This is a genomic window from Paenibacillus sp. JCM 10914 (genome assembly GCF_001315105.1).
Lineage (GTDB): Bacteria > Bacillota > Bacilli > Paenibacillales > Paenibacillaceae > Paenibacillus_AQ.
The window spans coordinates 24,658-51,337 of the sequence record NZ_BAZR01000004.1; the positions used below are offsets into that span (position 1 = coordinate 24,658).

26 protein-coding genes and 2 pseudogenes are annotated in these 26,680 nt (G+C 49.9%); 17 read left to right on the forward strand and 11 right to left on the reverse strand.

Annotated features, from left to right (window positions below):
- The first annotated feature begins 4 nt into the window (after window positions 1-4).
- From JCM10914_RS07375 to cobS, 6 genes are all read left to right on the forward strand, one after another.
- Window positions 5-1,021, forward strand: coding sequence for an ABC transporter substrate-binding protein (locus JCM10914_RS07375; RefSeq protein WP_023959128.1), 1,017 nt, complete (start codon window positions 5-7; stop codon window positions 1,019-1,021).
- On the forward strand, window positions 1,018-2,064 hold the full coding sequence (locus JCM10914_RS07380; RefSeq protein WP_023959130.1) for an iron ABC transporter permease: 1,047 nt from the start codon (window positions 1,018-1,020) through the stop codon (window positions 2,062-2,064). The genes JCM10914_RS07375 and JCM10914_RS07380 overlap by 4 nt, the downstream gene beginning before the upstream one ends.
- 40 nt (window positions 2,065-2,104) lie before the next feature.
- A complete protein-coding gene (locus JCM10914_RS07385) occupies window positions 2,105-2,845 on the forward strand; it encodes an ABC transporter ATP-binding protein (RefSeq protein ID WP_023959132.1) in 741 nt (246 codons plus the stop codon).
- 74 nt (window positions 2,846-2,919) lie between these two features.
- Window positions 2,920-3,990 carry a nicotinate-nucleotide--dimethylbenzimidazole phosphoribosyltransferase gene (gene cobT / locus JCM10914_RS07390; RefSeq protein WP_023959134.1) on the forward strand — a complete coding sequence of 357 codons (1,071 nt, stop codon included), beginning with the start codon at window positions 2,920-2,922 and terminating at the stop codon, window positions 3,988-3,990.
- Window positions 3,991-3,992: 2 nt separating this feature from the next.
- Window positions 3,993-4,568 (forward strand): bifunctional adenosylcobinamide kinase/adenosylcobinamide-phosphate guanylyltransferase, encoded by a 576-nt coding sequence (gene cobU / locus JCM10914_RS07395; protein ID WP_023959136.1) that lies wholly within the window; start codon window positions 3,993-3,995, stop codon window positions 4,566-4,568.
- Window positions 4,565-5,389, forward strand: coding sequence for an adenosylcobinamide-GDP ribazoletransferase (gene cobS / locus JCM10914_RS07400; RefSeq protein ID WP_023959138.1), 825 nt, complete (start codon window positions 4,565-4,567; stop codon window positions 5,387-5,389). Before cobU ends, cobS begins: the two co-directional genes overlap by 4 nt.
- Before the next feature lie 142 nt (window positions 5,390-5,531).
- Here the strand turns inward: cobS and JCM10914_RS07405 are convergent, their stop codons facing one another.
- Both JCM10914_RS07405 and JCM10914_RS07410 read right to left on the reverse strand, forming a co-directional pair.
- On the reverse strand, window positions 5,532-5,750 hold the full coding sequence (locus JCM10914_RS07405) for a hypothetical protein (protein ID WP_023959140.1): 219 nt from the start codon (window positions 5,748-5,750) through the stop codon (window positions 5,532-5,534).
- 53 nt (window positions 5,751-5,803) lie between these two features.
- Entirely contained in the window at window positions 5,804-6,892 is a 1,089-nt protein-coding gene (locus JCM10914_RS07410) for a Xaa-Pro peptidase family protein (protein WP_023959142.1), read from the reverse strand.
- Window positions 6,893-7,221: 329 nt separating this feature from the next.
- Here JCM10914_RS07410 and JCM10914_RS07415 point away from each other — a divergent pair, with 329 nt between their 5' ends.
- The 5 genes and pseudogenes from JCM10914_RS07415 to JCM10914_RS28800 all read left to right on the forward strand — a co-directional run bounded on the left by JCM10914_RS07415 (window position 7,222) and on the right by JCM10914_RS28800 (window position 11,088).
- A complete protein-coding gene (locus tag JCM10914_RS07415; RefSeq protein ID WP_023959144.1) occupies window positions 7,222-7,728 on the forward strand; it encodes a GNAT family N-acetyltransferase in 507 nt (168 codons plus the stop codon).
- Window positions 7,729-7,946: 218 nt separating this feature from the next.
- On the forward strand, window positions 7,947-9,107 hold the full coding sequence (locus JCM10914_RS07420; protein ID WP_023959146.1) for a response regulator: 1,161 nt from the start codon (window positions 7,947-7,949) through the stop codon (window positions 9,105-9,107).
- Window positions 9,104-9,742 (forward strand): hypothetical protein, encoded by a 639-nt coding sequence (locus JCM10914_RS07425; protein ID WP_231638555.1) that lies wholly within the window; start codon window positions 9,104-9,106, stop codon window positions 9,740-9,742. The genes JCM10914_RS07420 and JCM10914_RS07425 overlap by 4 nt, the downstream gene beginning before the upstream one ends.
- Before the next feature lie 138 nt (window positions 9,743-9,880).
- A pseudogene (locus JCM10914_RS07430) lies at window positions 9,881-10,806 on the forward strand (AEC family transporter).
- Between the two features lie 111 nt (window positions 10,807-10,917).
- Window positions 10,918-11,088 carry a hypothetical protein gene (locus JCM10914_RS28800; RefSeq protein ID WP_023959154.1) on the forward strand — a complete coding sequence of 57 codons (171 nt, stop codon included), beginning with the start codon at window positions 10,918-10,920 and terminating at the stop codon, window positions 11,086-11,088.
- 67 nt (window positions 11,089-11,155) lie between these two features.
- On the opposite strand, the gene JCM10914_RS07435 is transcribed toward JCM10914_RS28800, so the two are convergent.
- On the reverse strand, window positions 11,156-12,208 hold the full coding sequence (locus JCM10914_RS07435) for an LCP family protein (protein ID WP_023959156.1): 1,053 nt from the start codon (window positions 12,206-12,208) through the stop codon (window positions 11,156-11,158).
- Between the two features lie 217 nt (window positions 12,209-12,425).
- Here JCM10914_RS07435 and JCM10914_RS07440 point away from each other — a divergent pair, with 217 nt between their 5' ends.
- Both JCM10914_RS07440 and JCM10914_RS07445 read left to right on the forward strand, forming a co-directional pair.
- Complete coding sequence (locus tag JCM10914_RS07440; RefSeq protein WP_023959158.1) at window positions 12,426-12,863, forward strand: Rrf2 family transcriptional regulator; 438 nt, start codon at window positions 12,426-12,428, stop codon at window positions 12,861-12,863.
- Between the two features lie 232 nt (window positions 12,864-13,095).
- Window positions 13,096-13,950, forward strand: a complete 855-nt coding sequence (locus tag JCM10914_RS07445; protein ID WP_023959159.1) for a VOC family protein — start codon at window positions 13,096-13,098, stop codon at window positions 13,948-13,950.
- A 121-nt stretch (window positions 13,951-14,071) separates the two neighbouring features.
- On the opposite strand, the gene JCM10914_RS07450 is transcribed toward JCM10914_RS07445, so the two are convergent.
- Complete coding sequence (locus JCM10914_RS07450) at window positions 14,072-14,587, reverse strand: hypothetical protein (protein ID WP_023959161.1); 516 nt, start codon at window positions 14,585-14,587, stop codon at window positions 14,072-14,074.
- Window positions 14,588-14,767: 180 nt separating this feature from the next.
- Between JCM10914_RS07450 and JCM10914_RS07455 the strand changes: the two genes are divergently transcribed.
- Window positions 14,768-15,373, forward strand: coding sequence for a winged helix-turn-helix domain-containing protein (locus JCM10914_RS07455; RefSeq protein ID WP_023959164.1), 606 nt, complete (start codon window positions 14,768-14,770; stop codon window positions 15,371-15,373).
- Between the two features lie 23 nt (window positions 15,374-15,396).
- Window positions 15,397-16,203, forward strand: coding sequence for an MBL fold metallo-hydrolase (locus tag JCM10914_RS07460; protein WP_023959166.1), 807 nt, complete (start codon window positions 15,397-15,399; stop codon window positions 16,201-16,203).
- A gap of 210 nt (window positions 16,204-16,413) precedes the next feature.
- Here the strand turns inward: JCM10914_RS07460 and speD are convergent, their stop codons facing one another.
- From speD to JCM10914_RS07475, 3 genes are all read right to left on the reverse strand, one after another.
- Entirely contained in the window at window positions 16,414-17,229 is an 816-nt protein-coding gene (gene speD / locus JCM10914_RS07465; protein ID WP_023959168.1) for an adenosylmethionine decarboxylase, read from the reverse strand.
- A 247-nt stretch (window positions 17,230-17,476) separates the two neighbouring features.
- Window positions 17,477-17,839 (reverse strand): VOC family protein, encoded by a 363-nt coding sequence (locus JCM10914_RS07470; protein WP_023959170.1) that lies wholly within the window; start codon window positions 17,837-17,839, stop codon window positions 17,477-17,479.
- Window positions 17,840-17,910: 71 nt separating this feature from the next.
- Window positions 17,911-18,696, reverse strand: coding sequence for an AraC family transcriptional regulator (locus JCM10914_RS07475; RefSeq protein WP_023959172.1), 786 nt, complete (start codon window positions 18,694-18,696; stop codon window positions 17,911-17,913).
- Between the two features lie 192 nt (window positions 18,697-18,888).
- Here JCM10914_RS07475 and recQ point away from each other — a divergent pair, with 192 nt between their 5' ends.
- Window positions 18,889-20,769: a DNA helicase RecQ gene (gene recQ, locus JCM10914_RS07480; RefSeq protein ID WP_023959174.1), complete on the forward strand. Its 1,881-nt coding sequence runs from the start codon at window positions 18,889-18,891 to the stop codon at window positions 20,767-20,769.
- A gap of 50 nt (window positions 20,770-20,819) precedes the next feature.
- Complete coding sequence (locus JCM10914_RS07485; protein WP_036717329.1) at window positions 20,820-22,589, forward strand: B12-binding domain-containing radical SAM protein; 1,770 nt, start codon at window positions 20,820-20,822, stop codon at window positions 22,587-22,589.
- 253 nt (window positions 22,590-22,842) lie between these two features.
- Here JCM10914_RS07485 and JCM10914_RS07490 read toward each other — a convergent pair whose 3' ends face one another.
- The 4 genes and pseudogenes from JCM10914_RS07490 to JCM10914_RS07505 all read right to left on the reverse strand — a co-directional run bounded on the left by JCM10914_RS07490 (window position 22,843) and on the right by JCM10914_RS07505 (window position 26,395).
- Complete coding sequence (locus JCM10914_RS07490) at window positions 22,843-23,808, reverse strand: alpha/beta fold hydrolase (protein ID WP_036717332.1); 966 nt, start codon at window positions 23,806-23,808, stop codon at window positions 22,843-22,845.
- A gap of 57 nt (window positions 23,809-23,865) precedes the next feature.
- Window positions 23,866-24,834: a type I phosphomannose isomerase catalytic subunit gene (locus tag JCM10914_RS07495; protein ID WP_023959180.1), complete on the reverse strand. Its 969-nt coding sequence runs from the start codon at window positions 24,832-24,834 to the stop codon at window positions 23,866-23,868.
- 21 nt (window positions 24,835-24,855) lie between these two features.
- A complete protein-coding gene (locus JCM10914_RS07500) occupies window positions 24,856-25,443 on the reverse strand; it encodes a class I SAM-dependent methyltransferase (protein ID WP_023959182.1) in 588 nt (195 codons plus the stop codon).
- A pseudogene (locus tag JCM10914_RS07505) lies at window positions 25,443-26,395 on the reverse strand (TIGR01212 family radical SAM protein). The gene JCM10914_RS07500 and the pseudogene JCM10914_RS07505 overlap by 1 nt, the downstream one beginning before the upstream one ends.
- Window positions 26,396-26,680: the final 285 nt, after the last annotated feature.

A 26,680-nucleotide genomic window follows, 5' to 3' on the forward strand; every position in this document is an offset into this window, starting at 1 on the left:
CGAGATGAAAGCAATGATGAAATCATGGTCCGTACTGTTATTTACTATCATGATGGCCTTGACCTTGGCCGGATGTGGTGGTGATGAAGCTGCACCGAAGGATGTCAACCCTGGCACACCTGCGCAGCAGGAGGAAGAACAGAATACCCAGACACCGCCAGCTGATTCAGATGACGAACTGAAGACAACATACCCACTTACGGTGACCGATGCAAGGGGAACGGAGATTACATTCGAACAAGCTCCAACGAAGGTAGCCTCCATCTCGCCATCCGAGACCGAGAAGCTGTTCGCGCTTGGACTGGATGAGGAGATTGTTGGGGTGTCGGATAACGATGATTATCCAGAAGCGGCCAAGGACAAGCCGAAGCTCGGCGGGTATCAGGTGAATGAGGAAGCGATCATCGCGGCGGCGGCGGACGTGGTCTTTGCAGCTTCGATGAATGCCCAGAGTGCAGAGGAGCTAAGTGCACTCGGGGTTACCTTGTTCGTCAATGATCCCAAAACGATTCAGGACGTCATGGACAATATCGAGCTTATCGGGCAGATCACCGATCGTCAAAAGGAAGCCAAAGCCGTCGTGGAACAGATGAAGCAGGAACTTGCTAGTGTAACAGAGGCTGTACAGTCGTTGAAGGATGAAGAGAAAAAGACCGTGTACATCGAATTCTCGCCTGGCTGGACCGTAGGCAAGGGCGAGTTCATGGATGAAGTCATCGCATTGGCCGGCGGCACGAATGCAGCCGGTGATCAGGAAGGCTGGTTTGAGATCAGTGAGGAGAACATCATTGCTGTGAATCCGGATGTCATTCTGTACACTGATGATGTTGTAGATGAAGCAACGAATAAGACGCTGGGCGAGATGATCAAGGAACGTGGCGGCTGGGATCAGATCGATGCGATTAAGAATGATCAAGTGATCGCGGTGAACGCCAATTTGCTTAGCCGTCCAGGACCGAGAATTACGCAAGGCTTGATTGAAGTAGCCAAAGCCGTGTATCCACAGTTGATGAATCCATGAGTAAAAAGCTAGCAGGGTTCGGTACGGCAGGCGTTATCCTATTACTGTTAACCTTGGTTGTCAGTCTCGGAATCGGCTCCGTCCACCTGCCAGTTCCCGAAATCGGGGCGATGCTGCTGCATCAGTTGCCCTGGATCGGCGATTCCATTCTCCCGAACTGGGAGATTTCTTCAGAACAAATCATAATGAAAGTCAGATTGCCGCGCATCTTGCTTGGCATGCTGGTCGGCGCTTCCTTGGCTGTAGCCGGTGCAGCTTTCCAAGGCGTGCTGCGGAATCCGCTCGCCGATCCGTTCACGCTAGGTGTATCCTCTGGCGCAGCGCTAGGGGCGGCATCCCTGATTTTTTTTGGGATGCAATATTCATTCGCCGGGGGATACACTTTGCCATTGGTCGCTTTCCTGACGGGAGCGGCTACGCTGTGGCTCGTGCTGCTATTGGCGAAGGATCAAGGGAAATTACCGATTCACGGACTGATCTTGTCCGGGGTCGTGATGCAGTCGTTCCTTGGAGCTATCGTGTCGTTCCTGACGGTCATGTCTAAGGATACGGTGAATCAAATACTCTATTGGACGATGGGAAGTTTGAGCTTGCGTGGATGGTCGTATACGGCCATCCTTTTCCCGTATTTTGTCATCGGATTTCTGTATATATGGAGTCGCTCCCGTGCTTTGAATCTGCTGTCTCTCGGGGAGAGGCAGGCTGCACATATGGGGCTTAACGTCGATCGTCTGAAGACGAGTGTGCTGGTTGTGGCTACACTGCTGGCAGCGGCAGCCGTATCGGTTTCGGGTGTCATTGGATTCGTAGGACTTGTCGTTCCCCATATGATTCGGTTGATAACAGGCTCGGATTATCGTGTCATTGTACCGTTATCCGCAATCGGCGGCGCGATCTTCATGGTCTGGTGCGACACCGCGGCACGCTCCGTGCTTGCCCCGACCGAAATTCCGCTGGGTGTCGTTACCGCCTTCATCGGCGCACCATTCTTCGCATATCTCCTGTACAGGAACAAAAAACGGCGCAGGGAGGGTCTGACGTGATCACAGCCAGGACTTAAGCAAACGATATGGACAGCAGTCCGTGCTGTCAGGCATTGATCTGCAGGTTGCGCAAGGTGAATGGTGGGGCATCATCGGTCCGAACGGCAGCGGCAAATCGACACTCATGCAGTTGTTATCCGGCGTTGAGAACGCTACAAGTGGTGTGGTATCGCTCCAAGGCCGCGATCTTCGCAGCTATAGCAGAAAGGCATTAGCCCGAATGGTTGCGGTATTGCAGCAGGAAGGTCTGGACCCTATCGACTTTACGGTAAGGGAAGTACTGGAGATGGGACGGTTTCCGTTCCTGAATTGGCTGGGGCGTGAAGACAAGGATTCGGCGCCGCTCATCGACGCTATCATGAATAAGCTGGAACTGGCGGAGTTTCAGGCGCGGCGACTCGATGAACTTAGCGGGGGCCAGCGACAGCGGGTGGCGCTCGGCAAGGTGATGGTACAGGAACCGTCTTTGCTTATGTTGGATGAGCCGACCACGTATCTGGATATTCGGTATCAGCTTCAGTTCATGGATATGGTGGCCGAGTGGAGGAAGACATCCGGAATCACGGTCATCAGTGTGCTGCACGATCTGAATCTCGCGGCTCAATTCTGTGATAAGCTGCTCGTTCTGCATCAAGGGGAACTGGCAGGTGTGGGCAGACCGGAGGAGGTGCTGACGGAGAGTTACATTCGCCGTATTTTCCGAGTGGAGCCTTCTATCGTTGCACACCCCGAGAACGGTGCACCGCAAGTGCTGCTGACAGCCAACAGCCATTGGTCCTGAATTTATACTCTGGCTTGTCTCTGACCGGAAGTTAAGGGTAAAATTTAGCTGAGTCGAGATTGGAGTGAGCATGCATGACGGAATGGTGGATGGATCGTATACATGGATTAACAGAAGGCATCCAGCCTCTTCATAAGGAAGCACAAACAGCGGCAGCGGCATACTTGGATACATTGACGAAGCCGCCGGGAAGCTTGGGCAAGCTGGAATCGCTAGCGATACAGCTGGCAGGAATTACGGGGCTGGTACAGCCGCGGCTGAGCCGGAAATCTGTCGTTGTTATGGCCGGCGACCACGGTGTTTGCGAGGAGGGCATAAGTAGGTTTCCCTCCGAGGTGACGCCACAGATGGTCATGAATTTCCTGAACGGAGGTGCTGCGGTAAACGTGCTGTCACGTCAGGCCGGGGCCGATGTCCATTGCGTGGATATTGGGGTTGCCTCTGAGCTGAAGCATGATAACCTCTGGGCGCGAAATATCGCGCGGGGAACGGCCAACATGGCCCACGGACCGGCCATGACGAAGGAGCAGGCGGCTCTGTCGATATGTACAGGCGCTGATGTAGCAGCGGAACTGGTCGCCAAGGGCACGCAGATATTCATCACCGGAGAGATGGGGATCGGGAACACGACGTCTAGCGCGGCCATCTTCGCCGTACTGTCCGGGCGACGGCCCGCGGAAGTTGTAGGTCGCGGAACGGGTGTGACGGATGAACGTCTCTTACATAAGATTGCCGTCGTTGAACAGGCGATAGAGATCAATCAACCCGATGCAAACGATCCTCTGGATGTGTTGGCTAAGGTAGGCGGATATGAAATCGGGGGATTGGCTGGTCTGATCCTTGGGGCAGCAGCACACGGATGCCCGGTTGTGATCGACGGTTTCATATCCAGTGCTGCAGCGTTGATAGCTGGCGCTTTATGCCCTGCCTCGCTGCCGTACATGATTGCCTCGCACGTATCTCATGAGCAAGCCCACGTGCTGCTGCTGCAAGAACTTGGTCTGCAGCCGATGCTGCAAATGGATATGCGACTTGGTGAGGGTACGGGTGGTGTGTTATGCCTCCATCTCGTTGAAGCGGCATGCCGAATCATGAATGAGATGGCGACCTTTGAGAGCGCCGGCATTAGTGGAGGGACGGAATAGGTATGAACGATGGAAGTGTACTGATAACGGGCGGAGCAAGGAGCGGCAAGAGTACCTTCGCCGAGAAACTGTGCATGAAGCGTGCCGATTCAGCGGTGTATATCGCAACGGCCCAGGCATACGATGACGAGATGAGGGAGCGCATTCGAATTCATCAGGATAGACGCCACGACTCCGAATACGGGTGGAAGACCGTGGAAGAGCCGCTCGCTCTGCCGGAACTGCTGGATACCTTGGGGCAGTCTCCTGCTGGGGCTCCTGCGCTTGTCGTGGATTGCCTCACATTGTGGCTGACCAACGTTCTGCTTCAAGTGGAACCTGAGGGAACTCAGATCATGGAGGAGCGGCTGAGCCTTGCTATTGGACGATTGGCGCGGGCTGTTGAGACGTATCCGGGAGTGGTGATGCTTGTGACCAACGAAGTTGGATCTGGGATCGTCCCGGAGTATCCGCTCGGCCGGATTTACCGTGACTGGGCAGGAGTTATGAATCAGCGGCTGGCTCAGATCTGCGGTGAGGTGTTCTTGGTCACGGCAGGGATTCCCTTGGAAATTAAGAGCGGGGAGTATGACCTATGAGCAAGATGATCGAAGCGGCCGCGGCCGCTTTTCAATTTCTGTCGAGATTACCGGTTAGACGGGAAATCCCGTTTACGCCGGATGTTCAGCAGCGAAGCGTTATCTTTTATCCAATCGTAGGTGCTGTGATCGGTTTTATCGTCGTTGGTCTAGGTCATGGTCTGCAGTTTGTACTTCCTTCCTTTCCGAATGCGGTGATTCTGCTTACGGTGTGGGTAGCGCTTACTGGCGGACTTCATCTGGACGGCTGGATGGATAGTGCGGACGCGCTTCTGAGCCACCGTTCGCGGGAGCGGATGCTGGAGATCATGAAGGACAGCCGGGTCGGCGCGATGGGTGTCATCGCCTGTGTACTGTTGCTGTTACTGAAAGCCTCATTAATGGTGTCGCTATGGGAGCTGTCCAGCGGGACCTGGAAGCCGGAAGTGTGGCTGTTTATACTCGCTCCCATATGGAGTCGCTGGTTTATGGTGCACGCGATGACTGCCTGGCCGATGGCCCGGGGCAATGAAGGGCTAGCCTCCTTATTCTATGGCCTGTCCTCCAGGCGAAGAAGGGCGGCAGGCGCTGTCGCTGCGTTCTTGACCCTGCTTATTGTCAGTCTGCTCGGTTTAACCATGCCTGCTTCGCAGCTTTGGACGATCGGACTGCCCGCGCTGATTCTGACGCCATTCATCGCATGGGGTGTCGGTACTATCGTGGCTGGCAGAATGACTGCCAGGCTCGGTGGATTAACCGGCGATACGTACGGGGCGCTTAATGAGCTTATTGAGACGGTTGTTCTCATTTTTGTGGTTCTGCTCTTGAAATTGGCGGGATAAGTATAGTAGAGGTAATCCGATCAGCATAAATTCGTTCTCGAAATGAGTATGTGCGCTAAAACATTCTGCATTAGGAGTAATAAAGACCGTCCCGGACCGACGATTACGGCCAAGGGACGGTCTTCTATATACTCAGAAGAAGTTATCGTATGTTCTGGATGAGAATTGCGGCGGCATTGATCAGGCATACCGTAGCCAGAATAACGCTTACGCCGTAAATGGCACATTGCACTTTGGTCGTAAGTTTCACTTGATGGGCGTCTTTGTGGCCGAACACCATCAGAATTGCCAGGACTATTGCGATCGTTATTACCGAATAGAAGGGCAAATCTCCAACAGTAATCAAGTCCTTCAGAATCATCGTCTCGCGGCCCCTCTTTCTTAAGGCGGATTACGCCCCATGCCACTTCATCATCATCCAACCACGGTTAGTTGTTTCGGGAAAGAAGTGAGCACCTCAACCCCTGTCTCCGTGACAACGACATCATCCTCGATCCTCACCCCGCCGACACCTTGTAAATATACGCCAGGCTCAATCGTAAAGGCCGCGCCGGGCAAGAGCAGGTCCTCGTTCAGACCGTGCACGGAAGGATATTCATGTACATCCATGCCAAGCCCGTGGCCGAGCCGGTGAACGAACGCATGACCGTAGCCTGCATCGTCGATCACTTGCCTTGCTGCCCGGTCAATGGAACCGTACGTCACGCCGGGTTTAACAGCCGTTATGCCTGCCATATTGGCAGCAAGGACGGTCTCGTAGATACGGACGGCCTCGGGCTTAAGATCGCCAACGGCAAAGGTGCGCGTAATGTCGGAAGCATAACCGCCGGCGTAAACTCCAAGATCGAACATCAGGAGATCTCCGCTTTCGATTTTGCGCGATCCTGGATTTCCGTGCGGCAGCGCGGTATTGGGGCCGGATAATACCATCGTTGAGAAGGAGGGGGCATCCGCACCCAGCTTTTTCATCAGATATTCCAGTTCCGCTACAAGCTCAATCTCTGTGACACCGACTTTCACCTGAGTCAATCCCTGCTTCAGCACCTCTTCCACAAGTCGTACCGCATGGCGCATGATCTTCACTTCATCTTCGGATTTGCGCACCCTTAATTCCCGTAGTACGGTGCCCACGTCCTCATATCGCGCCATATCAAGATGTGCCTGCAATTGTTCAAAACGGGTTACGGTAAGCTGTTCCTTCTCAACGGCTATCGTACCTGCTGAACGTTCGATAAGTTGCTGCAGCAACGAGTATGGATTATCTGTATCCTGATGGGTCAGAATGTTCTTCACGGTCGAAGTTGACCTAGCGGCATCCGCATCCAGTGCCGGCACGATCAGGGCTGGCTCATGTACGGTGGACAGCAGCAGACCGAGGAATCGTTCGTGCGGGTCGCTGGCGAATCCGCTTAGATAGTATACGTGTTTCGGATCGGTAATCAAGACATGGTCCCATCCTTCACGTTCCATGGATTGCTGCACCTGATTCAATCGTTGATTCATTATTATTCCATCCTCTCTACCATCATGAACGCTCATCATGGTCCATAAGGTTAGGGTATCGTTTTCAAATCCAGATGTAAAGTTTTGCTTTATTGTTGACCGAGATCGAGGAAGGGGATACATGGCCGCGCGCTATGGTACGCTCCATTCTGTACTGCTGTATCTGGATTCCATACTTCCTTCGCGTCCGCAACACCTTCGTGAACTAGCGTTTCTTCAGAAAAATAGAAGCGTTTTTCCGTCACCTCTTGTAGAATAAATCTAATATGAACCAGGGATGGTCATTCATTACTTGGGATCATCATCATGTATCTGTTCGGAGGTATGACATGGAAGCGCAAGGCTATCGTATTGATTATGCTGTCAACGAGGATTTACCGGCAATTGTAGACATTTATAACTCAACGATCTCCAGCAGAAAAGTAACAGCCGACCTGGAGCCTGTAACCGTTGAGAGCCGTATCCGCTGGTTTGAAGAACACAGCAACGACTTTCGTCCACTGTGGGTCATGCGCAAAGGGGATCAGATTGCCGCCTGGATGAGCCTGCAGTCTTTCTACGGGCGTCCGGCTTATAACGGAACAGCTGAAATCAGCATCTATGTGAGTGAGCATTTCCGAGGCGTGGGGGCTGGCAGTCAATTAATAACGAAGGCGTTGGAGGAATGTCCTCGTCTTGGTGTGAGCAATCTGGTCGGGTTCGTATTCGGTCATAACGAGCCGAGCCTCAAGCTTTTGCAAAAGTTTGGCTTCGAGCAGTGGGGACTGCTTCCAGGCGTTGCTGAACTGGATGGAATTAAGCGAGATCTGGTCATCATCGGCCGTTCGATCAAGTGATACTTCAATCATTATAAACAGCAGTGAAGGATGGCGGAAAATGCCATCCTTTTTGTTATATAACGAAGACTTTGTAAGTCATGAGTATCAGTTTTTATACGAACAGCTAAAAAACTATGAGTATTTGGTCATAATCCGCAATCGATTCTTGCAACAATGCGCAAGAATCAATATAGTAATAATGACGGTATTTTTTCCCAATCCAAGGAGTTAATCAAATGAAGGTAATTCTCGTAGATGACGAACCTTTAGCTTTGAAATACTTAGAACAACAACTATTAAAACTGGATACCATACCTATTGATTGTATAGGCACCTATTCGAGTCCCTATGAGGGCAGACAGGCCATCCTGCACCAGGATGTGGATATTGTTTTTTTGGATATCAGTTTGCCGGAGCTCAACGGGATCGAGCTGGCGGAGCAACTGCTTGAACAGAAGCCTCAGCTCGGAATTGTGTTTGTGACGGGGCATCAGGAGTATGCTGTGACGGCTTTTGAATTAAATGCGGTGGATTATATCGTGAAACCGGTTCAGCTTGATCGCCTGGCCAAGACGATGGAGCGGTTGCGTGGTCGCATCACTGTGAAGCCAGAAACTCAAGCTGCAGGGCATCGCAAGATTCATATGACCATGTTCCGTCAGGTGATGGTGCAGCTCCATGAGGGAGGCCAATATACATTGCTACACTGGCGGACCGCGCGAGCCCAAGAGACTTTTATCTATCTGCTGCAGCATCGAGGACATCTCGTTCGCAAATACGCACTCATTGACATGTTGTGGCCTGATTACGATATGGATAAAGCATTTCCTCAGTTGTATACGGCCATTTATCATATTCGCAAAACATTAGAGCCCTATGGGCATAGATTTCAGATTACTAACACAACTGAGGGATACATTCTCAATGTTGAGAATGTTGTACTGGATATTGAAGACTGGGAGCGGTGGTTCACCACTAACACAACGATAATGCCGTCCAATATCGATCGACATCATGAGGTTATGAAACTGTACACCGGAGACTATCTGCAAGAATATGATTACTGGTGGGCCGAAGGAGAACGACAGCGGTATAAGGAACTCTGGCTCGCGGCTTCGCTGGCGATCGCTGAATGGTATGTTCAGCAGAAACGATTAGATGAGGCTCTTCTGTGCTATTCCTCAATCCAGCGCAATCATCCCCTGGAAGAAAAAGCTTATTATGCGCTGATGACTATTTATAGTGGGATGGATAACCGCTCTCAGGTTCATCGGCACTATCATCTCTTGGCTGACGCATTAATGAATGAGATGGGCGAAAGTCCCAGCTCTTATATAACGAGTTGGTACGATGAATGGAGTAATGACACTCAGCCATCAAGGAGCCAATCGTTGTGAATGGAACAATTATAACGCGTGTGGCGGATAACGAGAGCCATGCGCATTTTTTTTGGCTGGCATTGCGTTGTTCAGAAATTGTAGAGGGCGCCAGGCTATACTGGTCCAATGGATTTCATTCATTGGGAGGTATGGCGATCAAGATGAGACTCATTCGGAGATTTAAAGAATCTTTATTGCATAAACCGGTGGTTCTGGAGCTCAGCACGCTGCAGGAAATCGAGCTTGATGTAAGAACCGAAATCCCCTGCTGTCGGGGGTTCTATATTAATGTAGGAAGCAAACGTATCGGCATCGTTGCAACCGATGAAGGGCCTGTCTTACTGTGCAATCAGGATAAATTCTTGTTGAAGAAGGATGCCTTCCGATTTATTTTGCAGCAGAATGAGGAGATCAACACATTTACTTTCATGTGGAAGGACGGCGTCAAGATACAGATTCCGTATGTGCGTTCGTTGATACGAAGCAATGGACAATGGATAGATGATTACATATTCGATTTTTTTGCATGGTTATATGAGGCGGCAGAGAGTCATCGATTCTTTGCTTATTATACGGTGCCGGGAATATCCATTACCGAATTGTTCCCTGATCAGACGATTCATCGGGTGGAGAACAAGTTACTGTTCGCGTGATTATGAGCTCAATGTTTCATGGCAGAGCAGCGAATAGGCAACTCCTATTAGCTCCATTGCATTTCTATCTTGGACGCGGATCCTGGGTTTGGGTTAGGATATAGAGACAATGGAATTTATCACGTAAGGGTGGACCTCATGATCTCTTCTTTCTTGGCTACAATCTACAGCGTCTTTTTGCCTATATCACTGCCTGTAATCGGAGGAGCGCTGCTTAAACTATTTAAACGGATGGAGACGAAGGCGCTCTCGGCCTTATCGTTATATGTCATGAGCCCTGCGCTTATTTTCGAGACGCTGGCTAGCGCCTCGATTACCTCGAATGAAGTGACGGTTACCATCGTGTTCTGTTTGCTGAATGTTGTTGCGTTATGGGTGCTGAGCGCTGCGACGGGCCGGATGCTGGGTTTATCCCAGACGGAGAAATCGGGCCTGGCATTAACCACGATATTCACGAACAGCGTCAATTACGGTCTTCCGCTGATCCTGCTGGCGTTCGGGCAGCTGGGCCTCGATAAAGCATCGGTATATGTTATCGTTCAGATTATTATTATGAATACGCTTGGCGTGTATCTGGCGGCCAGATCTCATTTTTCGGCCGTAAAGGCTGTTAAGTCGGTGTTTATGCTTCCTTCGGTATACGCTGCGATTCTTGCTGTGCTGTTTCGTTCGCTGGATTACCATCTTCCGCAAGCACTGGAGACAGGGGTGTCGATGTTAGCGGCGGCATATGCACCTTTGGCGCTGGTCATTCTCGGAGCTCAGATGGTGAGCGTAAGGAGGGTGATGGCGTTCTATCGGTGAGCCGCCGCGGCTTCTGGTCCGGGATGGCAATGCGGATGCTAATCGCGCCACTCGTAGCCTGGCTACTGCTCACACTTCTCTCCATTGAAGGCACCTTATTTGCGGTTATCCTGGTACTCTCAGCGATGCCAGCGGCGGTGAATGCCGTAATTCTGGCCGAAGAGTACGATGCGGCTCCGAAGCTCGTGTCGAAGTGTATTTTGTGGACGACGTTGGCCTCATTCCTCGTGCTTCCTGTATTAATCGGTATGCTGTCATAAGCCTCATGGCGTAATACGCCGTTGTGGTTCAATCTCCCGTCGGTAGTGTAAAAGGTAGTAAGCGCCGAGAGAACCATCATTTGCAGATTCGTAAATGAGATGGAGGTGGAGATGATGAGTAGACAGCGGCATGATAACGATGTCGAGATCGAGACACGCAATGTGGAGGAACGGAACGATTCCAGTCTGGTAGCCTCAACTTTGATTAAGTATGTGGCATATCTGATTATCTTTTTTGGATTGTTGTACTTCCTTATCCGGTACGTATTCCCGATGTTCTAAACAATAAAAATCCTCTCACTCATGCGTGCATGAATGAGAGGGTTTTTTGGTTACATTGTCAAGACACTTAGTGTGCGGTTGGAATCATAAGCTCCTGCAGCGTAGTTTCTTCGTCCAACCAGTTGCCAATCAACGTCTGGATGTAGTTTATATCCGATTGATGGGGTTCATAGTAGTAATCGCCTCGAATGATCAGATCGCTTCCCTTAAGCATATAATTCTCAAAAGAGGGCGGGGAGTCGTTAAACATTAGAGTTTCGACCAAGTTCAAAATGAAATCAGAGTTTAGGTCCATTGTCAGGTTACTGCCGCCGATTTGAATCAGTTCCGGAATTTTGGTGATATTCTTCAGTTCAAATACTCGGTCCATCAAAGAACTGAGGAAAATACGTTGACGCGCGGTGCGATTGAAATCCGAGTCCTCGCGATATCTGACGTAGTTCAACGCATCCGTACCATCATATATCGGCTTGTTGGGCTCAATTCTCAGCGGAATATGATGGGACTGCTTGTTCTCAATGACTTTATTGATCGGGAGTTTGACACCGTCCAGCGCATCAACGATATCAATCAAACCGTAGAAATTGATGGTTGCATAATAATCGACAGCATGTTGAAACAAATGCTCAACCGTATCAATAGCCATCTTCGCTCCGCCGTGGGCATAGGCTGAATTAATTCTGGAAGTCACGTCTCGTCCAATGATTTCGGTGTATGTATCTCGGGGAATGGAGACCAATAGTATTTTATTGAGGTCTGGACGGATAACCGAATAGATCATGGTGTCAGAGCGGGTAATCTCATTCTTCCGTTGGTCAACGCCCAGTAACAAGAGAGAGAATGGCCGTGTAGCTTTTGCTACAGGATCAGCTGCATCAGGATTGCCTACAGGTTTGTATGATTGATCGAGTGTATGTTTAACGTCCTTGGCAAAAAACATTTGAAAGGCCATCCAGGCCAGTTCTTTTCGAAATACATACCCGAGTCCGCCGACCAGAAGAACAAGGGCCAAGGAGATTCCCAGCCACTTGAGTTTGGAGGTGGGCTCTGAATGTTTTTGCTTACGAGGACGTCTGAGTGACGATAATGAGTCTAGGTCTGGCCGTGGTGTTTGCTCCATATATTCCCTCCCCAACATATAATAAGTTAATTCTACCAAGACATGCTGATAATTATAGTCGAATATTTATAGAAATCAACAATAATTTACATTATATTACATAATTAATAGACAAGAGGTGAATATGTTCGAGACAATTGACTTTAGCATTTAATGTAACTATGATGGTTACATGCTAGTCATTATCGTGAGGATTTTGACCGTCAGGAGGGATTACGTGAACATCAGTAGCCGATTCGCTGTGGCTATTCATATACTTGCTATGCTGGAATTAAATAAGAAGGGGATAAGCACCTCGGATCATATCGCGGAGAGCGTCAGCACGAACCCGGTGGTCATTCGAAGAATTGTCGGTATGCTTAGTAAGTCAGGCCTGGTTGAAGTTAAGCCCGGCGTAGCGGGCGCTAAACTCTCCAAGCCTCCTGCCGAGATCACGCTGCTTCAAATATACCAAGCCGTTCAAGTCGTGCAAGAAGACGCCTTGTTTGGTATGCATGAGCAGCCGGATTCGCAATGTACGGTCGGGAAGCATATTCAAGCCTCGATCTTTCCGGTCTTCTCGGCAGCGCAAAAAGCAATGGAGAATACGCTTCAAGAGGTTACTTTACAACATATCGTAGAAGATATTTGCGCCTCGGCCCGGCAACAAACTTAGCGTTTATATATATCGCTGCTCGTAACGTCAATCCGCATAAGAAGGGTTGGCGTTTTTTAATACGCTGCAACAGCTTAAATTCGTGATTTGTGAATTACTGGATTTGACAAGTTGATTGTCCTGTAACTATAATGATTACAAGTAAGGTGTAACTGCAATGATTACAAGTTGGATTTTCTCAAATATAAGTTATTCACGAATTCCATTCATCTAACGATAAGGAGTGAGAGAGATGAAAGCTATTATCCATCCTTCAATTAAACTGGGCCCGGTCTCGTTACGTATCAGTAATTTGGCGCGTTCTGCCCGTTTTTATACGGAAGTCGTCGGGCTGAAGATGCTGAGGCAGCATGGGCGGGTTGCCGAACTGTCAGCTGATGGCCGACAACCACTGCTCCGATTGGAAGAAGTGCCTGATCTGGCTAAACCTCAGTCTCGCACAGCCGGTCTGTACCATTTTGCCATCCTTGTTCCCGATCGGGAGGCGCTTGGGCTTGCGCTTCAGAACCTGATTGCGCATAACCTGCCGGTTGGTCAAGGCGATCATCTGGTCAGTGAGGCTTTATATATTCAAGATCCTGACGGAAACGGCATCGAGATTTATGCGGATCGACCCCGTGATTCCTGGAAGCGTGACGCCAAGGGTGAGTATGTCATGACAACAGATCCGGTGGATATAGAAAGTTTGCTTGCTTTAGCGAAGGAAAAGGAATGGGAGGGTTTACCGGAAGGTACGATCATCGGCCATGTTCATTTCCATGTATCGGATCTGTACGATGCCCGGAAATTTTACTGCGACGTGCTCGGATTTGAGCTGACGGCCCATTATGGTGGAGCCGCACTGTTTATCTCAGCAGGAGGGTATCACCATCATATCGGATTGAACGTGTGGGCCGGATTAGGAGTGCCGAATACGCCGCGAACGGCAGCTGGAATGGAGGAATATTCCATCATACTGCCGAATGACGAGGAGTTGGAATCCGTAACGGGTCGGATCCGCGAAGCCGGCCTGGCGCTGGAACAGCGCGATGGCGTATGGGCTGTACAAGATCCATCGGATATTTGGGTACGATTGGTTGTAGCATAAATCGCAGCAGGAGAGCTTGATCTCATTCATTGAGGTCAGGCTTTTTTTTTGACGAAAGAGGAAATAAGTGAATACGACAGAAATAAAACCCCGACCAATCCCAAGGTAAGATGTAAGAAACCTACCACTGATTCAGTTGTTCCAGCGAGCGAAGGATATGGTCTATCAGATTCGGCAGGTCCTCCATCTGTTCTTCATTGATTTTACGTGGAAACTTAAGCTCAGCGGTACAATGAAATTTTGCAGGAACCTGGTCATAGATATAGCGGACCGTTTGCATCGGCGGCAGTTGCGGCTCCCAAACCCGCTCCAGGATCGCTTGGATCTGCGGACAATCGCTGGCCGCATCGGTTATTTCCTTGTGGAAGCGAATCGTTAAATCGCAACCTGGCTGCTGCTCCGGCGTCTCCAGAATTTCGTCCGCGAGATCGCGTACACCCGCGTGGAGATTTATTTCTGCGGCTGCCTTGTTGGAGTGCGTGAGCTCGAACGACAGAGTAAAGCTTCTGGACATGACCGCCATATCCAGCAGATCCGTCCGACCGTTGACCAGGATCGTTCCATCGAGGTTGTCGAGGTCATACACGTGGTTCTCGATCCCCACCTTCAAATTTTCGAATATCGTTGGGTCAAACATATCTGGCACTTCCTTTAGCTCATGGTGAGATGGATTTCATTGAGGATACTATAGCATATTTTTTATACAGAAAATAATGAGTTAGACCATTGACCCTCTATGCGAATACATGTTAGGATAAACAACGTTTACAGTAAAATAAAATTTACGGGTAAAAAATATGGAGGTGTTAAAATTAAAATGACGGGTGTTTTCAAGATTACAACCCACGAACAACTTAAAGCGATAGCCGACCCTCTTCGCACGAAGATCCTGATGAATCTCGTGAAGGATGCCTACACCGGACAGCAACTGGCTGAGATGCTGGCCATTACACGGAATAATATTTATTTTCATCTCAAGGAGCTTGAGAAGCACGGTGTTATCCATATCGTCCGCAAGGAAGAGAAGAACGGAATCGTTCAGAAATATTATCGCGCTGTCGCGAGCCGTTTCATTCCGGAGGATCACTTACTCCCAAGCCTGGATCTAGTGGAGACTTCGCGGCAGGTATTTATGGAGACGCTCGATGTTACCAGGGCAAAGATCGAGCATGCACCGACATCTTCGTTTGCTTTGGAGAGCGCGAATGAGCATCATCGCAAAAATCTGGCCTCGACTTATCGGTTTCATGCAACGCAGGAGAGTTTCCATGCATTTATCGAGGAGTTCAAGCAACTCTTGGACAAACACTTCCAGTTGGAACCAGCGGGAGGATGCAATATGCCTCTATCGGCTGAAGAAAAGAGCTACTATATGTCTTTAATTGCATTTCAAGATGATCATGAGGATATAACCATTCGATAATTCATAATGGGGAGGACATACATATGGAGCATAATCAACCGAACGTTGTTATCGAGGATGCCTGGTTTACCGTATCAAAGCTGGACGACACTACATTTGCGATCAGCGAATATGGTCACTGGGAGAAGGTGCATTCATTTTTGTTAATTGGCGATGAGCGAGCGGCGTTGATCGATACGGGACTCGGCATCGACAACATGAAGCGGATGACAGATCAACTGACGGACTTGCCGATCATGGTCCTGACTACGCATGTTCACGCGGACCATATCGGCAGTCATGGACAATATGAGAATATTTATGTGCATGAGGCGGAGGAGGATTGGCTTGTCAGCGGCATCAAGAAGCTCTCTATAGAACAGATCCGCAAGGATATATCACGGGATATTACAAGACCCGTTCCGGCCTCCTTCAACCCGGCAACGTATACTCCTTATCAAGGGCAGCCGACCGGTCTTCTTCGGGATGGAGACCTCATCAAGCTTGGCGGTCGAAGTCTGGTCGTCTACCACACGCCAGGTCATTCTCCTGGCCATATCGCGTTGTTTGACACAAGCCGAGGATATTTGTTCACAGGGGATTTGCTGTACGATGAGACGCCGGTCTATGCATTTTATCCGACAACGAGCCCGAAGGATCTGGTGAATTCACTGGAGCGGATAGCGGATATTGATGGGGTGAAGCGGATCTTCGGCGCCCATAATACGATCGGACTGGATCCAGAACTGCTGGTCGTAGTGCAAGCAGCCGTGCAGGAACTCCGGGAGAAGGACCTGATTCGGTTTGGGACGGGAATTCACCGGTTTGACGGGTTTTCGGTTCAATTTTAATACATACGGATGCAAGCTAAAGCCGCCTTCATTACAGATCTGCGATCTTGAAGAATGGCAACATACAAAAATCAGGCCATTTGATTTAAAAAACAGAGTTTATCCGATGTTGCCCCCACATTTCTTGAAACACAAAATGGTGGTGCCAGGGATTGGATTACCTCCCCAACATCACCATTGTTCGAATAGACAGCCTTTTTACTCCTTCAGTCAGTAACTTCGATCCATGTTTTTACCGTAATAAATCTCATCCATCTCAAGTTTGATGCGCTCGGTTATTTCCTGCTGCTCTTCATCGGTCAGCTTATCCTTTGTGTAACCGAACAGATAGTTGTCCAGATCAAACTGTTTCAGCTTGCACTTGGTGTGAAATATGTTTTCCTTGTATACGTTGACGTCGATCATATCAAACAGTTCCTTGGCTTCGTCCGGAATATAATTTTGGATGGAGCTGATTTCATGGTCGATAAATAACTTATGTCCATGAATATCACGCGTGAATCCGCGGATTCTGTAGTCGATTGTCATGATATCTGTATCAAACGAATGAATCAGATAATTTAGCGCTTTGAGCGGTGAAATTTCTCCACAAGTGGATACATCAATGTCGGCCCGGAAGGTGCTGATGCCTTCGTCAGGATGAAACTCTGGATAGGTGTGGACCGTAATATGGCTTTTATCGAGCTGAAGAACGACGTTGTCGGGCAGAGGGCCTGGCGATTCATCGTACGATTCTTCGGGCACCTCAACAACAGGACCTTCGGAGACTAGCACCGTTACGCTGGCACCTTGCGGAATGTAATCTTGCTTCGCGATATTGAGCACATGGGCGCCAATGATGTCGGCAACCTGGCTGAGAATTTTGGTGAGCCGATCCGCATTATATTGCTCGTCGATATATTCGAGATATGCTTCTCGTTCTTCTTTTGTTTTGGTATAACAGACATCGTACATATTAAAGCTAAGCGATTTGGTCAGGTTGTTGAATCCGTGCAGGGTAATGCGCTGTTCCGGTGTAAGATCCATATGAATTTCCCCTTGTGTAGTTAGTGTATCAGTTCGAGCACCTATTATTTCCGAAACCTGTAATTCCTAATCTATCGATCTGACGCGTTCAGAGGTTGACATTAATATGTTCTTACCCGTATCGGATTAAACCGTAACAGAGAATTTCAAGGAAAGCACGGGGACAGGTCCACAGCAAAAAATAAAAGATACCCTGCTACAAGCAGCGTATCCTATGGGTGCATTATCACATTGTATAGAACAACGGTTACTCCGTAAATTCAAGCAGTTCAATCACATTGCCGAACGGGTCCCGAATTGCGCTGTACAGACCGGGAGGGCAAGGCTGCGGCGTATCAAATATCACCTCAACGCCCTGCGATTTATAATTCGATATCGCAGCGCTTACATCAGCGGTTTCGATTCCGATAATAACCTGCGCCTCATGCGGGTACTCGGTTTTGGTTACGCGGCCGCATTTTTGCAGGATAAGGGAGAGGCCCTCATTTTTCAAACTGATGATCTCTTCATCATATATTTTAGAAATTTCAAATCCCAGGATGTCGCAATAAAACTGCTTGGCTTGATCCATATCACTCACATTAATCGATAGAACGCATAAATTTGGCATATACAGCCACTCCTCTGGTTTAATTGATTTCACAGACTCATTATAAAGGGACGCGCTATCCGGAAATTCTTCTACTTTGCGCTGTCATTCCGATCCTTCTCGAACAATAGCAGAGGCAGATTGACAACAATAGGGGGATCGAAGGGCAAAGGCTCCCGTAAGGTAATCTTCACTGAAAGCTCGGTGGTCTCTTCAATATGAACGGGGGTATCGAGCTTGCCGCGCAAGGATTTGTTCAGCAGAAAATAATCCCGGGGATTCAGGCTCCAGGGAATGCCGGCTGCCAGCACATAATACGTGCCTGCTGGGATGCGGGTCAGTATGCAGGACCGGTTTCTAAGATTAACAGCCGTACCGGTTATAGGCTTCTGATCGGGAACGGGCCTTGGGAACAGCCCGACATAGATCATGCCGCGGAACGTTTCGGGAGCTTCAATCTGGCAATGGATTCGGGGGAGGACGTTCTGTTCTTCCTCTGTCCAATGCAGTGGTTTGTTCTCATATTGATTGACATATTGATGCAGGGATTCGGATGTGGATCGGAATCGTTTGGGAGAGAGACCGACAAACTGCTTAAACCGGGTATTGAAGGTGCCCGGACTGGATAAACCGATATTCATTCCGATTTTGACAAGCAGGGAGGGCCGTTTAAGCAGTTCGCTTTTACCGGATTCCACCCGCAGCGCAGACAGGTATTGCCTGACCGAGATGCCGGTTACCCGCTTAAATACTCTGGAGAAATGGAAGGGGCTATACCCCGCGAGATCGGCAAGCTGCTGGGTTGTCATAGGCTCATCCAGATGTCCCTTCATATATTCAATGGTTTGCTGTACGGTACCTCTATGTTCATCATTCATTAGGGATCACCAACTTGGTGTTTTTATATTTGGTTATTAACGTAAAGGCAACTTGTATCCACAATTATCAAGTTCTTGATATCGAACGCAATTTCCTGCTTGATTCGGTTGCCCATTCTCACAAAGGCCGTTAAACTTAAAGAATGACGTTTTTCTAATGGAAAACCAAGGTGAAATAAGGAGTTTTTATCCATGAATGTGGAAACAAATGATAGAGAATCCATGAATATGGACACCGCGCGTGTTCATCTGCAGAAATATTACGGTTATCCTGATTTTCGGGATGGTCAGAAGAAAATCGTAGAGAGCTTGCTTGTAGGTCGGGATACGTTAGGCATTATGCCAACCGGGGGCGGAAAGTCGATCTGCTATCAAATCCCTGCCCTCATGTGGTCCGGTTTGACGCTCGTGATATCGCCATTGATATCCTTGATGAAGGATCAGGTCGATGCGCTAACGACAGCGGGGATCTCCGCAGCCTTTATCAACAGTACGCTCAGCGGCAAAGAAGTGAACGAGCGGATACGCTCGGCTAAACGCGGGGACTTGAAGCTGTTATACGTGGCTCCGGAGCGGCTTGAGCTCGATTGGTTTCGCGATGAAATGGCCGGGTTGGATATTTCGATTATCGCGGTGGATGAAGCGCACTGCGTATCGCAGTGGGGGCATGATTTTCGAACGAGCTATCTCTCTGTGGCTCCATTCGTCCATGGCTTGCCGAGCCGTCCTGTCGTAGCCGCTTTTACGGCTACAGCGACGCCTGAGGTCATGGAGGATATGCAGCGTCTGCTGCGTCTGGAGCAACCACAGGTATTCGTAACAGGGCTTGGTCGTGACAATTTGGAAATGTCGGTCCTTCGCGGGGAGAACAAGCGCGAATATGTGCTCGATTACGCGGCCTCCCATACGCACCAGCCAGGTATCATCTATGCGGCAACACGTAAAGAGGTAGATGATCTGAGCCAGAGATTGCAGGCGAAGGGGCTGCTGGCCGGACGTTACCACGCCGGCATGAGCGATGCCGAAAGGGCCGACAGTCAGGAAGCATTTCTCTATGATGATATCCGGGTGATTGTGGCAACGAATGCTTTTGGTATGGGAATCGACAAATCGAACGTCCGCTATGTCATCCACTACAATATGCCGAAAAATATGGAGTCTTACATCCAGGAGGCAGGTCGTGCCGGGCGAGACGGCGAGCCGAGTCAATGTATTCTGTTATTCAGTGCCCAAGATATCATGACCCAGAAATTTCTGATCGAACAAAATCCCCAGGAAAGCGAACGGAAGCATAACGAATACCGTAAGCTGCAGCAGATGATCGATTACTGTTATACCACCCGATGTCTGCGAAGCGCCATGTTGGATTATTTCGGCGAAGAGCATGAAGACAAGCCATGCGGCACGTGCAGCTCCTGTACCGATGATCGCGAGTTGGTGGACATCACCGTTGATGCTCAGAAGATATTCTCTTGCATCCACCGGATGCGTGAACGGTTCGGGGTATCGATGGTCGCTTCGGTACTGAAGGGATCCCGCGCCAAAAAAGTAATCGAGTACGGGTTTGACCGACTGCCTACATACGGCGTCATGTCCAGCAAGACGGAGAAGGAGATATCCGAGACGATCAATGTGCTCATATCGGAGGGATTTCTTGCCCTGACGGAAGGGCAATATCCGGTTGTTCGCTTGCAGAGTGGGGCAGCCGATGTATTGAAGGGGCAGCGGGAAGTGATGCAGCGCGTGCCAAGGCCTGCCAAAACAGCTGGCCAGCAGCGGAGCGGCAGTCGCCGTGATTATTCGCCGTCCGCGGTTAACGAGACGGTATTCGAACAGCTTCGTCTCATTCGGCGGGAGTTGGCGAGCAAGGAACATGTGCCGTCCTACATCATTTTTAATGATGCTACCCTGCGCGAGATGAGCGTTGTCTGTCCGCAGACCGAGGATGAGATGCTGAATGTCAAAGGGGTCGGGGAAGTGAAGTTCCGCAAATACGGCCGCCCATTCCTTGATTTTTTCCTCAAGGGAGCAGGGGAACCGGACGAGGCGGATGATCTGTATCCTTTTGAGTGAGCTAACACAAGGTCGTAACTATTAATTCTAGAAGGAAAGTGGACGAAATCATGAAGGTCATATTATCAACGTTAAACGCAAAATATATCCATACATCATTGGCGATACGCTGCTTGAAGGCATACAGCGAGAAAGACTTTGATATTGAACTCACGGAATATACGATCAAGGATCCGGTCATGAACATCGTCTCCGATCTGTTCCAGCGCAAGCCGGATGTCATCGGCTTCTCCTGTTATATATGGAACATCGAAGAGACCATCAAAGTGATCGATATCGTGAAGAAGATTATGCCGGAGGTTACGATCATTCTCGGTGGACCGGAGGTATCGTACGACACGGATTATTGGATGAACCGGCTGCTGAACGTCGACTTTATCGTCATGGGTGAGGGGGAAGAGACATTTCATCATCTGCTCCAGACGATTGAAGGAGATCGCAAGTTTCATTTCGTGTATGGGGTCGCCTACCGCAAGCAGAATGAAGTCATCGTGAACCCGGGCAGACCGAAGAGTGTGCTGGCAGAGCTACCTTCACCGCATCGCTTCGCGGAGGATATACCGCATCTGGGCAAACGAGTAGTCTATTTCGAGACAAGCCGCGGTTGTCCCTTCAGCTGTCAGTTCTGTTTATCCAGCATTGAGGTAGGGGTGCGTTACTACGACATCGAGCGGACGAAATCCGACATTCTTTACCTGATTGACCAGGGGGCCAAATTAATTAAATTCGTGGACCGGACGTTTAATATCAAACGCGACTATGCCCTGGAAATGTTCGAGTTCTTGATCGAGAATCACGGCGGCTGCGTGTTCCAGTTCGAGATTACGGCGGATATCATGCGCCCCGAAGTGCTGGATTATCTTGCTCAAAATGCTCCTCCGGGAATATTCCGATTCGAGATCGGGGTCCAATCTACGAACGATCCGACCAATGAGTTGGTGAAGCGCCGTCAGAACTTCACCAAATTATCCCGCACGGTGACGATGATTAAGGACAGCGGCAAGATTGACCAGCATCTGGACCTCATTGCCGGTTTGCCGGAGGAGAATTATGATACCTTCCGCAAAACGTTCAACGATGTGTTTGCGCTTGGACCGGAGGAGCTCCAGCTTGGATTCCTGAAGATGCTTCGGGGAACAGGCCTGCGAATCGACGCAGATAAATATAAATATACGTATATGGACCATGCTCCATATGAAATATTAGGTAGCGATGTCCTTCCCTTCTCGGATATCGTCCGCTTGAAGCGGCTTGAGGATGTGCTCGAGAAATATTGGAACGCGCATCGGATGGATCATACGCTGCACTATCTGATGAAGCACGAGTTCTCATCGCCCTTCGACTTCTTCCAAGAATTTGGCGACTATTGGGAAGGGCAGGGCTGGCAGAAGATCGGCCATCAGCTTGAGGATCTGTTCACCCGTCTGACCGCATTCCTGGAGTTTCGGCAGACGCCGCGTATGGATGTGATCTCCGGGTTGATGAAATTCGACTATTTCCTTGGTCACAAATACAAGCCGCGCAAAATCTGGTGGGAGCATACCCAGGACAAAGCCCAGTGGAATGCGAGTGTGCGCAGAATTATAGAAGAACCGTCGGTGCTCTCCGGAGGATTTGCTGAGATGGGTGTCACTGAGCGTGATCTTCAGAAGCATGCGATGATTGAATCGCTGCCATTTGATCTGGACGACGTCATTCAAGGCGGCAGCGGCAAAACGAATGGAACAGAGGGAGAAACTCCGACGGCAACCACGCTGCTGGTCATGTATCAGCAGGACGACACAGGTCAGCCGCGCTACTTCACGATGCCAGCGGGTTAGCGGGTGGCTGCAGGTACACAACATAGGGCTGTCCCAGAAGTAAGGTTCAATTGCTCTTGCAGACAGCTCGAATCGAATAATGACGGCGCTAAGGGATACCTCCCTGCGCCGTCATTTTTGTGTATCGATCACTTGGCCGATTATTGATGAGCGAAGCTGGTCCTATAGCAGAAAACGCCTGAATCCCCCACAGCAACAACAAGTAGGGCATCTCTGCAAGATCTAGGATCTTTGAGACACCCTGCTTAAATAACTATAATACGTGCGCTTTCTCAGGAGGTGTGTCGTCTGCCTTCTGCGTATGACGTTCCAGCCAGTCCAGCAGGTGGGCTGCTACCTCGTCACGGTTAATCTCATGCAGCATTTCGTGCCTGCCGCCAGGATACAGGCGGTATTCCAGATCCTGAACGCCGTATTTGCGGTATAGCTCAATTAAGCGCCGAACGCCTTTCCCGCGTTGACCGACAGGGTCGTCCTCGCCGGAAAAGATGTAGACCGGCTTATCCTTCTGCAGGCATCTCATCAATTTAGGCTTATGAATTTGCGTTAAGAGCTGGAAAAAGTCACGGAAAAAACGGGCGCTGCACACTTGACCGCAGTAAGGATCATGGATGTACTTATCGACTTCGGCTTCATCGCGCGAGAGCCAATCGAAGGGCGTGCGGATGATGCCGAAGCCTTTGCTGTATGGTCCGAACACGATGGCATTCAGCATCAGGCTGCGGTGAGTATCGCCCTTCAATAGGATCTGGGCAGCAGCCAGGTTGATACCGAAGGGCAGCATGCCTTGCGGTCCATTGGAGCCTGACAGAATGAAGCCATCGAATTGATCACCGTCTGAACACATCATTTTTTGGGTCAAAAAAGAGCCCATACTATGTCCCATCAAGTAATGTGGGAGCCCGGCGTAACGCTCGCGGAGCACAGAGGCCAAGGCCAACTGATCCTCAATCATGCCTTCAAAGCCGTTAGCGCCGGCATCGCCCAGGAGCTCTATCTTTTCGACGGTTTTGCCATGACCGCGATGATCATTGCAGTATACAGCGTAGCCGTGTTCAGTCAGCAGGGCAGCAAGCTCCTCGTAACGATAGCCGGCTTCGCACATGCCGTGGGCGATTTGCAGGACCGCGCGGACATTCGTATTCGGATCGGGCAGCCACTCATACACAAACACATGCATGCCCTGCGAGTTGAGCATCGTAAACGTATCGGTTTTCATATGTTGGTTCAGCACCTCCATAAAAACAAATGGTTTACATATTAATACCCATTTTAGTTAAGGAAGATAAGATCTTAGAACGGTGGATTCTCCATCCAGTGTATACGCGCCCAGATTGGCCGGCAGCAAGAAGCATTGACCCGAGCTGTACGAGATGGATCCTCCGTCCCAAGCTAAGGTGCCCTCACCGTCGCAGACCACCAGGATGGTAAAGCTGTCGCTGGCTGTGGATAGCGACCAGGATCCTTGAACGAGCCCTTTTTCTACGACAAAATAAGGGGATCTGGCAAGTTCAAGCCATTGTCCAGCCACGGCGTTGTCCGTACTCATGGCTGTTGCGCCAGAACCTTCATAGGCGGTTACGTTCAAAGAATGCTCGATATGCAGCTCGCGCGGCTGGCCGTCCAGGCCCGGACGATTATAATCGTAGATCCGGTAGGTAGTATCCGAGTTTTGCTGGATTTCCGCAACCACTACGCCTGCGCAGAGCGCGTGTACTGTACCGGCAGGAATATAGAAGCTGTCGCCGGCCTTAACGGGCAGTTCCTGCAGTTGATCCATTACCGTGCCATTCTCCATAGCATCCTGCAGAGTCTCGCGGGTAACCCCCTCGCGCAGTCCATAGATAATCTTCGCACCAGGTTTAGCGTCCAGTACATACCACATTTCGGTCTTGCCCAGCTCGCCAGAAGGAAGTCCTTCATAATCGTCGGTGGGATGAACTTGAACCGAGAGATCGTCATTGCAATCCAGCAGCTTAATTAAAAGCGGGAACCGGCCATTCACTTCCGAGAAACCTTTGCTGCCGAACCACTCCAGACCGAACTGTTCACGAATTTGGTCCAGTCCTTGGCCCGCTAACTCGCCGTTGGCCACGCGGGATGTGCCGTTTGGATGATCCGCAATCATCCAGCCCTCGCCGATATGCCCTTCCGGAATGTTCAAGCCGAATTGGGTAAGCGCTCGGCCACCCCATACGCGTTCTTTGAATTCAGGTTGAAATAATAAAGGATATGGTTGTGTCATTACATGTTCAACTGCCTTTCACTACGTTTTTTTTCGTTCGATTGCGATTAGATAAGGTGCTTCGGAACGCTGGAGTCCGCGGTACATCACGGTTTGAACCGAGGATGATGGCAGACTCGCAGTCCATGATTCAACAGCGGCCGCTTCGCGCTCGCCACCTGCGTGCCCCGGGTAGAGAACAATCGTAACAACGCCCCCGGGACGAAGCAAGCCAATGGCTGTTTCGAGTGCAATCAGCGTGCTGTCTGTTTCGGTAATGACTCGCTTATCCGCGATATCTGCGGGCAGATAACCGAGATTGAACATAACCGCGCTCACCTGGCCGTGTTCATGCTCTGGTATTAGCGTCTTCATGTCGGCGTGGCTGCCGAGCAGCAGCGACACTTGGGCGAGATTCGTTAATGAAGCTCGGTCCAAGCGCTCTTGAGTAAGTCGCAGCGCCTCATCTTGAATATCCAGCGCATATACTTGGCCCGATCGGCCGGCACGCTGGGCAAGCAGCAAGGTGTCAGCCCCTGTGCCGGCGGTTGCGTCAATCGCGATATCACCGGGATGTACTCTGTCCATAATTAGCTTATGTGCAAAGCTAAGTACCGAAAGGAAACCCATCAGGACACCCCCCACAGTTTACCTTGCCACGTATCCCGCCGCTTTAACTCGCATCGATGCCGTTGAGCACTTCCCATTTCCGCAGACTCCACATCGGACCGATTAAGAGATCGCGCGGGGCATCTCCGGTTAACCGGTGAACGATCATGTCAGGCGGGAGGAATTCCAGACTATCCACGATGAGCCTTATGTATTCGTCTTGTTCCAGGAAGCGAAGCAGTCCGGCTTCGTACTGTTTCACCATTGGCGTTTTGCGCATCAGGTGAAGCAGGTGGATCTTGACGCCCTGCACATCCATTTGGGCAACGGCTTTGCCCGTCGCCAGCATCATGTCACGATCTTCTTGCGGCAGGCCGTAAATGACATGGGTGCAGACCCGAATGTTATGCTTGCGCAGCTTCTCAACCGCTTCAAGATAGCATTCGGTGTCATGGGCGCGGTTGATCAGTTCAGAGGTCGAGTCATGTATGGTCTGAAGCCCCATCTCGACCCAGAGGTAGGTTCGCTCGTTCAGTTCGGCTAAATATTCCACAACATCATCGGGCAGGCAGTCTGGACGGGTGGCAATCGATAGGCCGACCACGCCCGGTTGCTGCAGGATGACTTCGTAATATTCCCGCAGCTCCTCAACGGGTGCATAGGTGTTGGTATATGCCTGGAAATACCCGATGTACTGGGCGTTGGGCCACTTTTGATGCTGTCGGTCACGAATCGTATTGAACTGCGTGACGAGATCGTCTCGTCTGCGTCCGGCAAAATCGCCTGAGCCGCGAGCGCTGCAGAATGTACACCCGCCTTTGGCAATGGTGCCGTCGCGATTGGGACAAGTGAACCCGGCGTCCAGCATGACCTTAAACACCTTGTTCTGGAACTGTTCGCGCATTTCATAATTCCATGTATGAAATCGTTTATCGCCCCATAGCTGCGGTACCGGAATAATTGGTGTGTTCATGTGTTCTCCTTTATAACGGTTTAGCTGCGTAATTCAAAGTATACCGTTTTTATCTGCAATTTGCTTAAGCCGTCCGATACCATTATTGTAACAAAAACAACCCTATTTCGTCATAGGGGGGTCTTACTGCCTATTTACAGCGTTGTTACTTGAACGGAGCACACGTTATTTGGTATATTTAAAGTAGATAAATAAAGATTGGTTTCAACCAATTTTGGTATGGGTAAATAACGGATAGAATTCATATTTGTGTGACGTCATGGATACAATAAAACCGTGAGGTGA

Excerpts from the sequence above, each read along its gene's own strand:
- speD (WP_023959168.1), bottom strand. The coding sequence starts at position 17,229 with ATGGATCTTACACCGGAACAGCGCATTACCCTGCACGGATTCAACAAC.
- JCM10914_RS07435 (WP_023959156.1), bottom strand. The coding sequence starts at position 12,208 with ATGGAGCAAACACCACGGCCAGACCTAGACTCATTATCGTCACTCAGA.
- JCM10914_RS07475 (WP_023959172.1), bottom strand. The coding sequence starts at position 18,696 with ATGAATGATGAACATAGAGGTACCGTACAGCAAACCATTGAATATATG.
- JCM10914_RS07375 (WP_023959128.1), top strand. The coding sequence starts at position 5 with ATGAAAGCAATGATGAAATCATGGTCCGTACTGTTATTTACTATCATG.
- JCM10914_RS07460 (WP_023959166.1), top strand. The coding sequence starts at position 15,397 with ATGGAGCATAATCAACCGAACGTTGTTATCGAGGATGCCTGGTTTACC.
- JCM10914_RS07495 (WP_023959180.1), bottom strand. The coding sequence starts at position 24,834 with ATGACACAACCATATCCTTTATTATTTCAACCTGAATTCAAAGAACGC.
- cobT (WP_023959134.1), top strand. The coding sequence starts at position 2,920 with ATGACGGAATGGTGGATGGATCGTATACATGGATTAACAGAAGGCATC.
- JCM10914_RS28800 (WP_023959154.1), top strand. The coding sequence starts at position 10,918 with ATGATGAGTAGACAGCGGCATGATAACGATGTCGAGATCGAGACACGC.
- JCM10914_RS07410 (WP_023959142.1), bottom strand. The coding sequence starts at position 6,892 with ATGAATCAACGATTGAATCAGGTGCAGCAATCCATGGAACGTGAAGGA.
- JCM10914_RS07380 (WP_023959130.1), top strand. The coding sequence starts at position 1,018 with ATGAGTAAAAAGCTAGCAGGGTTCGGTACGGCAGGCGTTATCCTATTA.
- JCM10914_RS07415 (WP_023959144.1), top strand. The coding sequence starts at position 7,222 with ATGGAAGCGCAAGGCTATCGTATTGATTATGCTGTCAACGAGGATTTA.
- JCM10914_RS07485 (WP_036717329.1), top strand. The coding sequence starts at position 20,820 with ATGAAGGTCATATTATCAACGTTAAACGCAAAATATATCCATACATCA.
- recQ (WP_023959174.1), top strand. The coding sequence starts at position 18,889 with ATGAATGTGGAAACAAATGATAGAGAATCCATGAATATGGACACCGCG.
- JCM10914_RS07405 (WP_023959140.1), bottom strand. The coding sequence starts at position 5,750 with ATGATTCTGAAGGACTTGATTACTGTTGGAGATTTGCCCTTCTATTCG.
- JCM10914_RS07470 (WP_023959170.1), bottom strand. The coding sequence starts at position 17,839 with ATGCCAAATTTATGCGTTCTATCGATTAATGTGAGTGATATGGATCAA.
- cobU (WP_023959136.1), top strand. The coding sequence starts at position 3,993 with ATGAACGATGGAAGTGTACTGATAACGGGCGGAGCAAGGAGCGGCAAG.
- JCM10914_RS07450 (WP_023959161.1), bottom strand. The coding sequence starts at position 14,587 with ATGTTTGACCCAACGATATTCGAAAATTTGAAGGTGGGGATCGAGAAC.
- JCM10914_RS07500 (WP_023959182.1), bottom strand. The coding sequence starts at position 25,443 with ATGGGTTTCCTTTCGGTACTTAGCTTTGCACATAAGCTAATTATGGAC.
- JCM10914_RS07420 (WP_023959146.1), top strand. The coding sequence starts at position 7,947 with ATGAAGGTAATTCTCGTAGATGACGAACCTTTAGCTTTGAAATACTTA.
- JCM10914_RS07455 (WP_023959164.1), top strand. The coding sequence starts at position 14,768 with ATGACGGGTGTTTTCAAGATTACAACCCACGAACAACTTAAAGCGATA.
- JCM10914_RS07490 (WP_036717332.1), bottom strand. The coding sequence starts at position 23,808 with ATGAAAACCGATACGTTTACGATGCTCAACTCGCAGGGCATGCATGTG.
- cobS (WP_023959138.1), top strand. The coding sequence starts at position 4,565 with ATGAGCAAGATGATCGAAGCGGCCGCGGCCGCTTTTCAATTTCTGTCG.
- JCM10914_RS07445 (WP_023959159.1), top strand. The coding sequence starts at position 13,096 with ATGAAAGCTATTATCCATCCTTCAATTAAACTGGGCCCGGTCTCGTTA.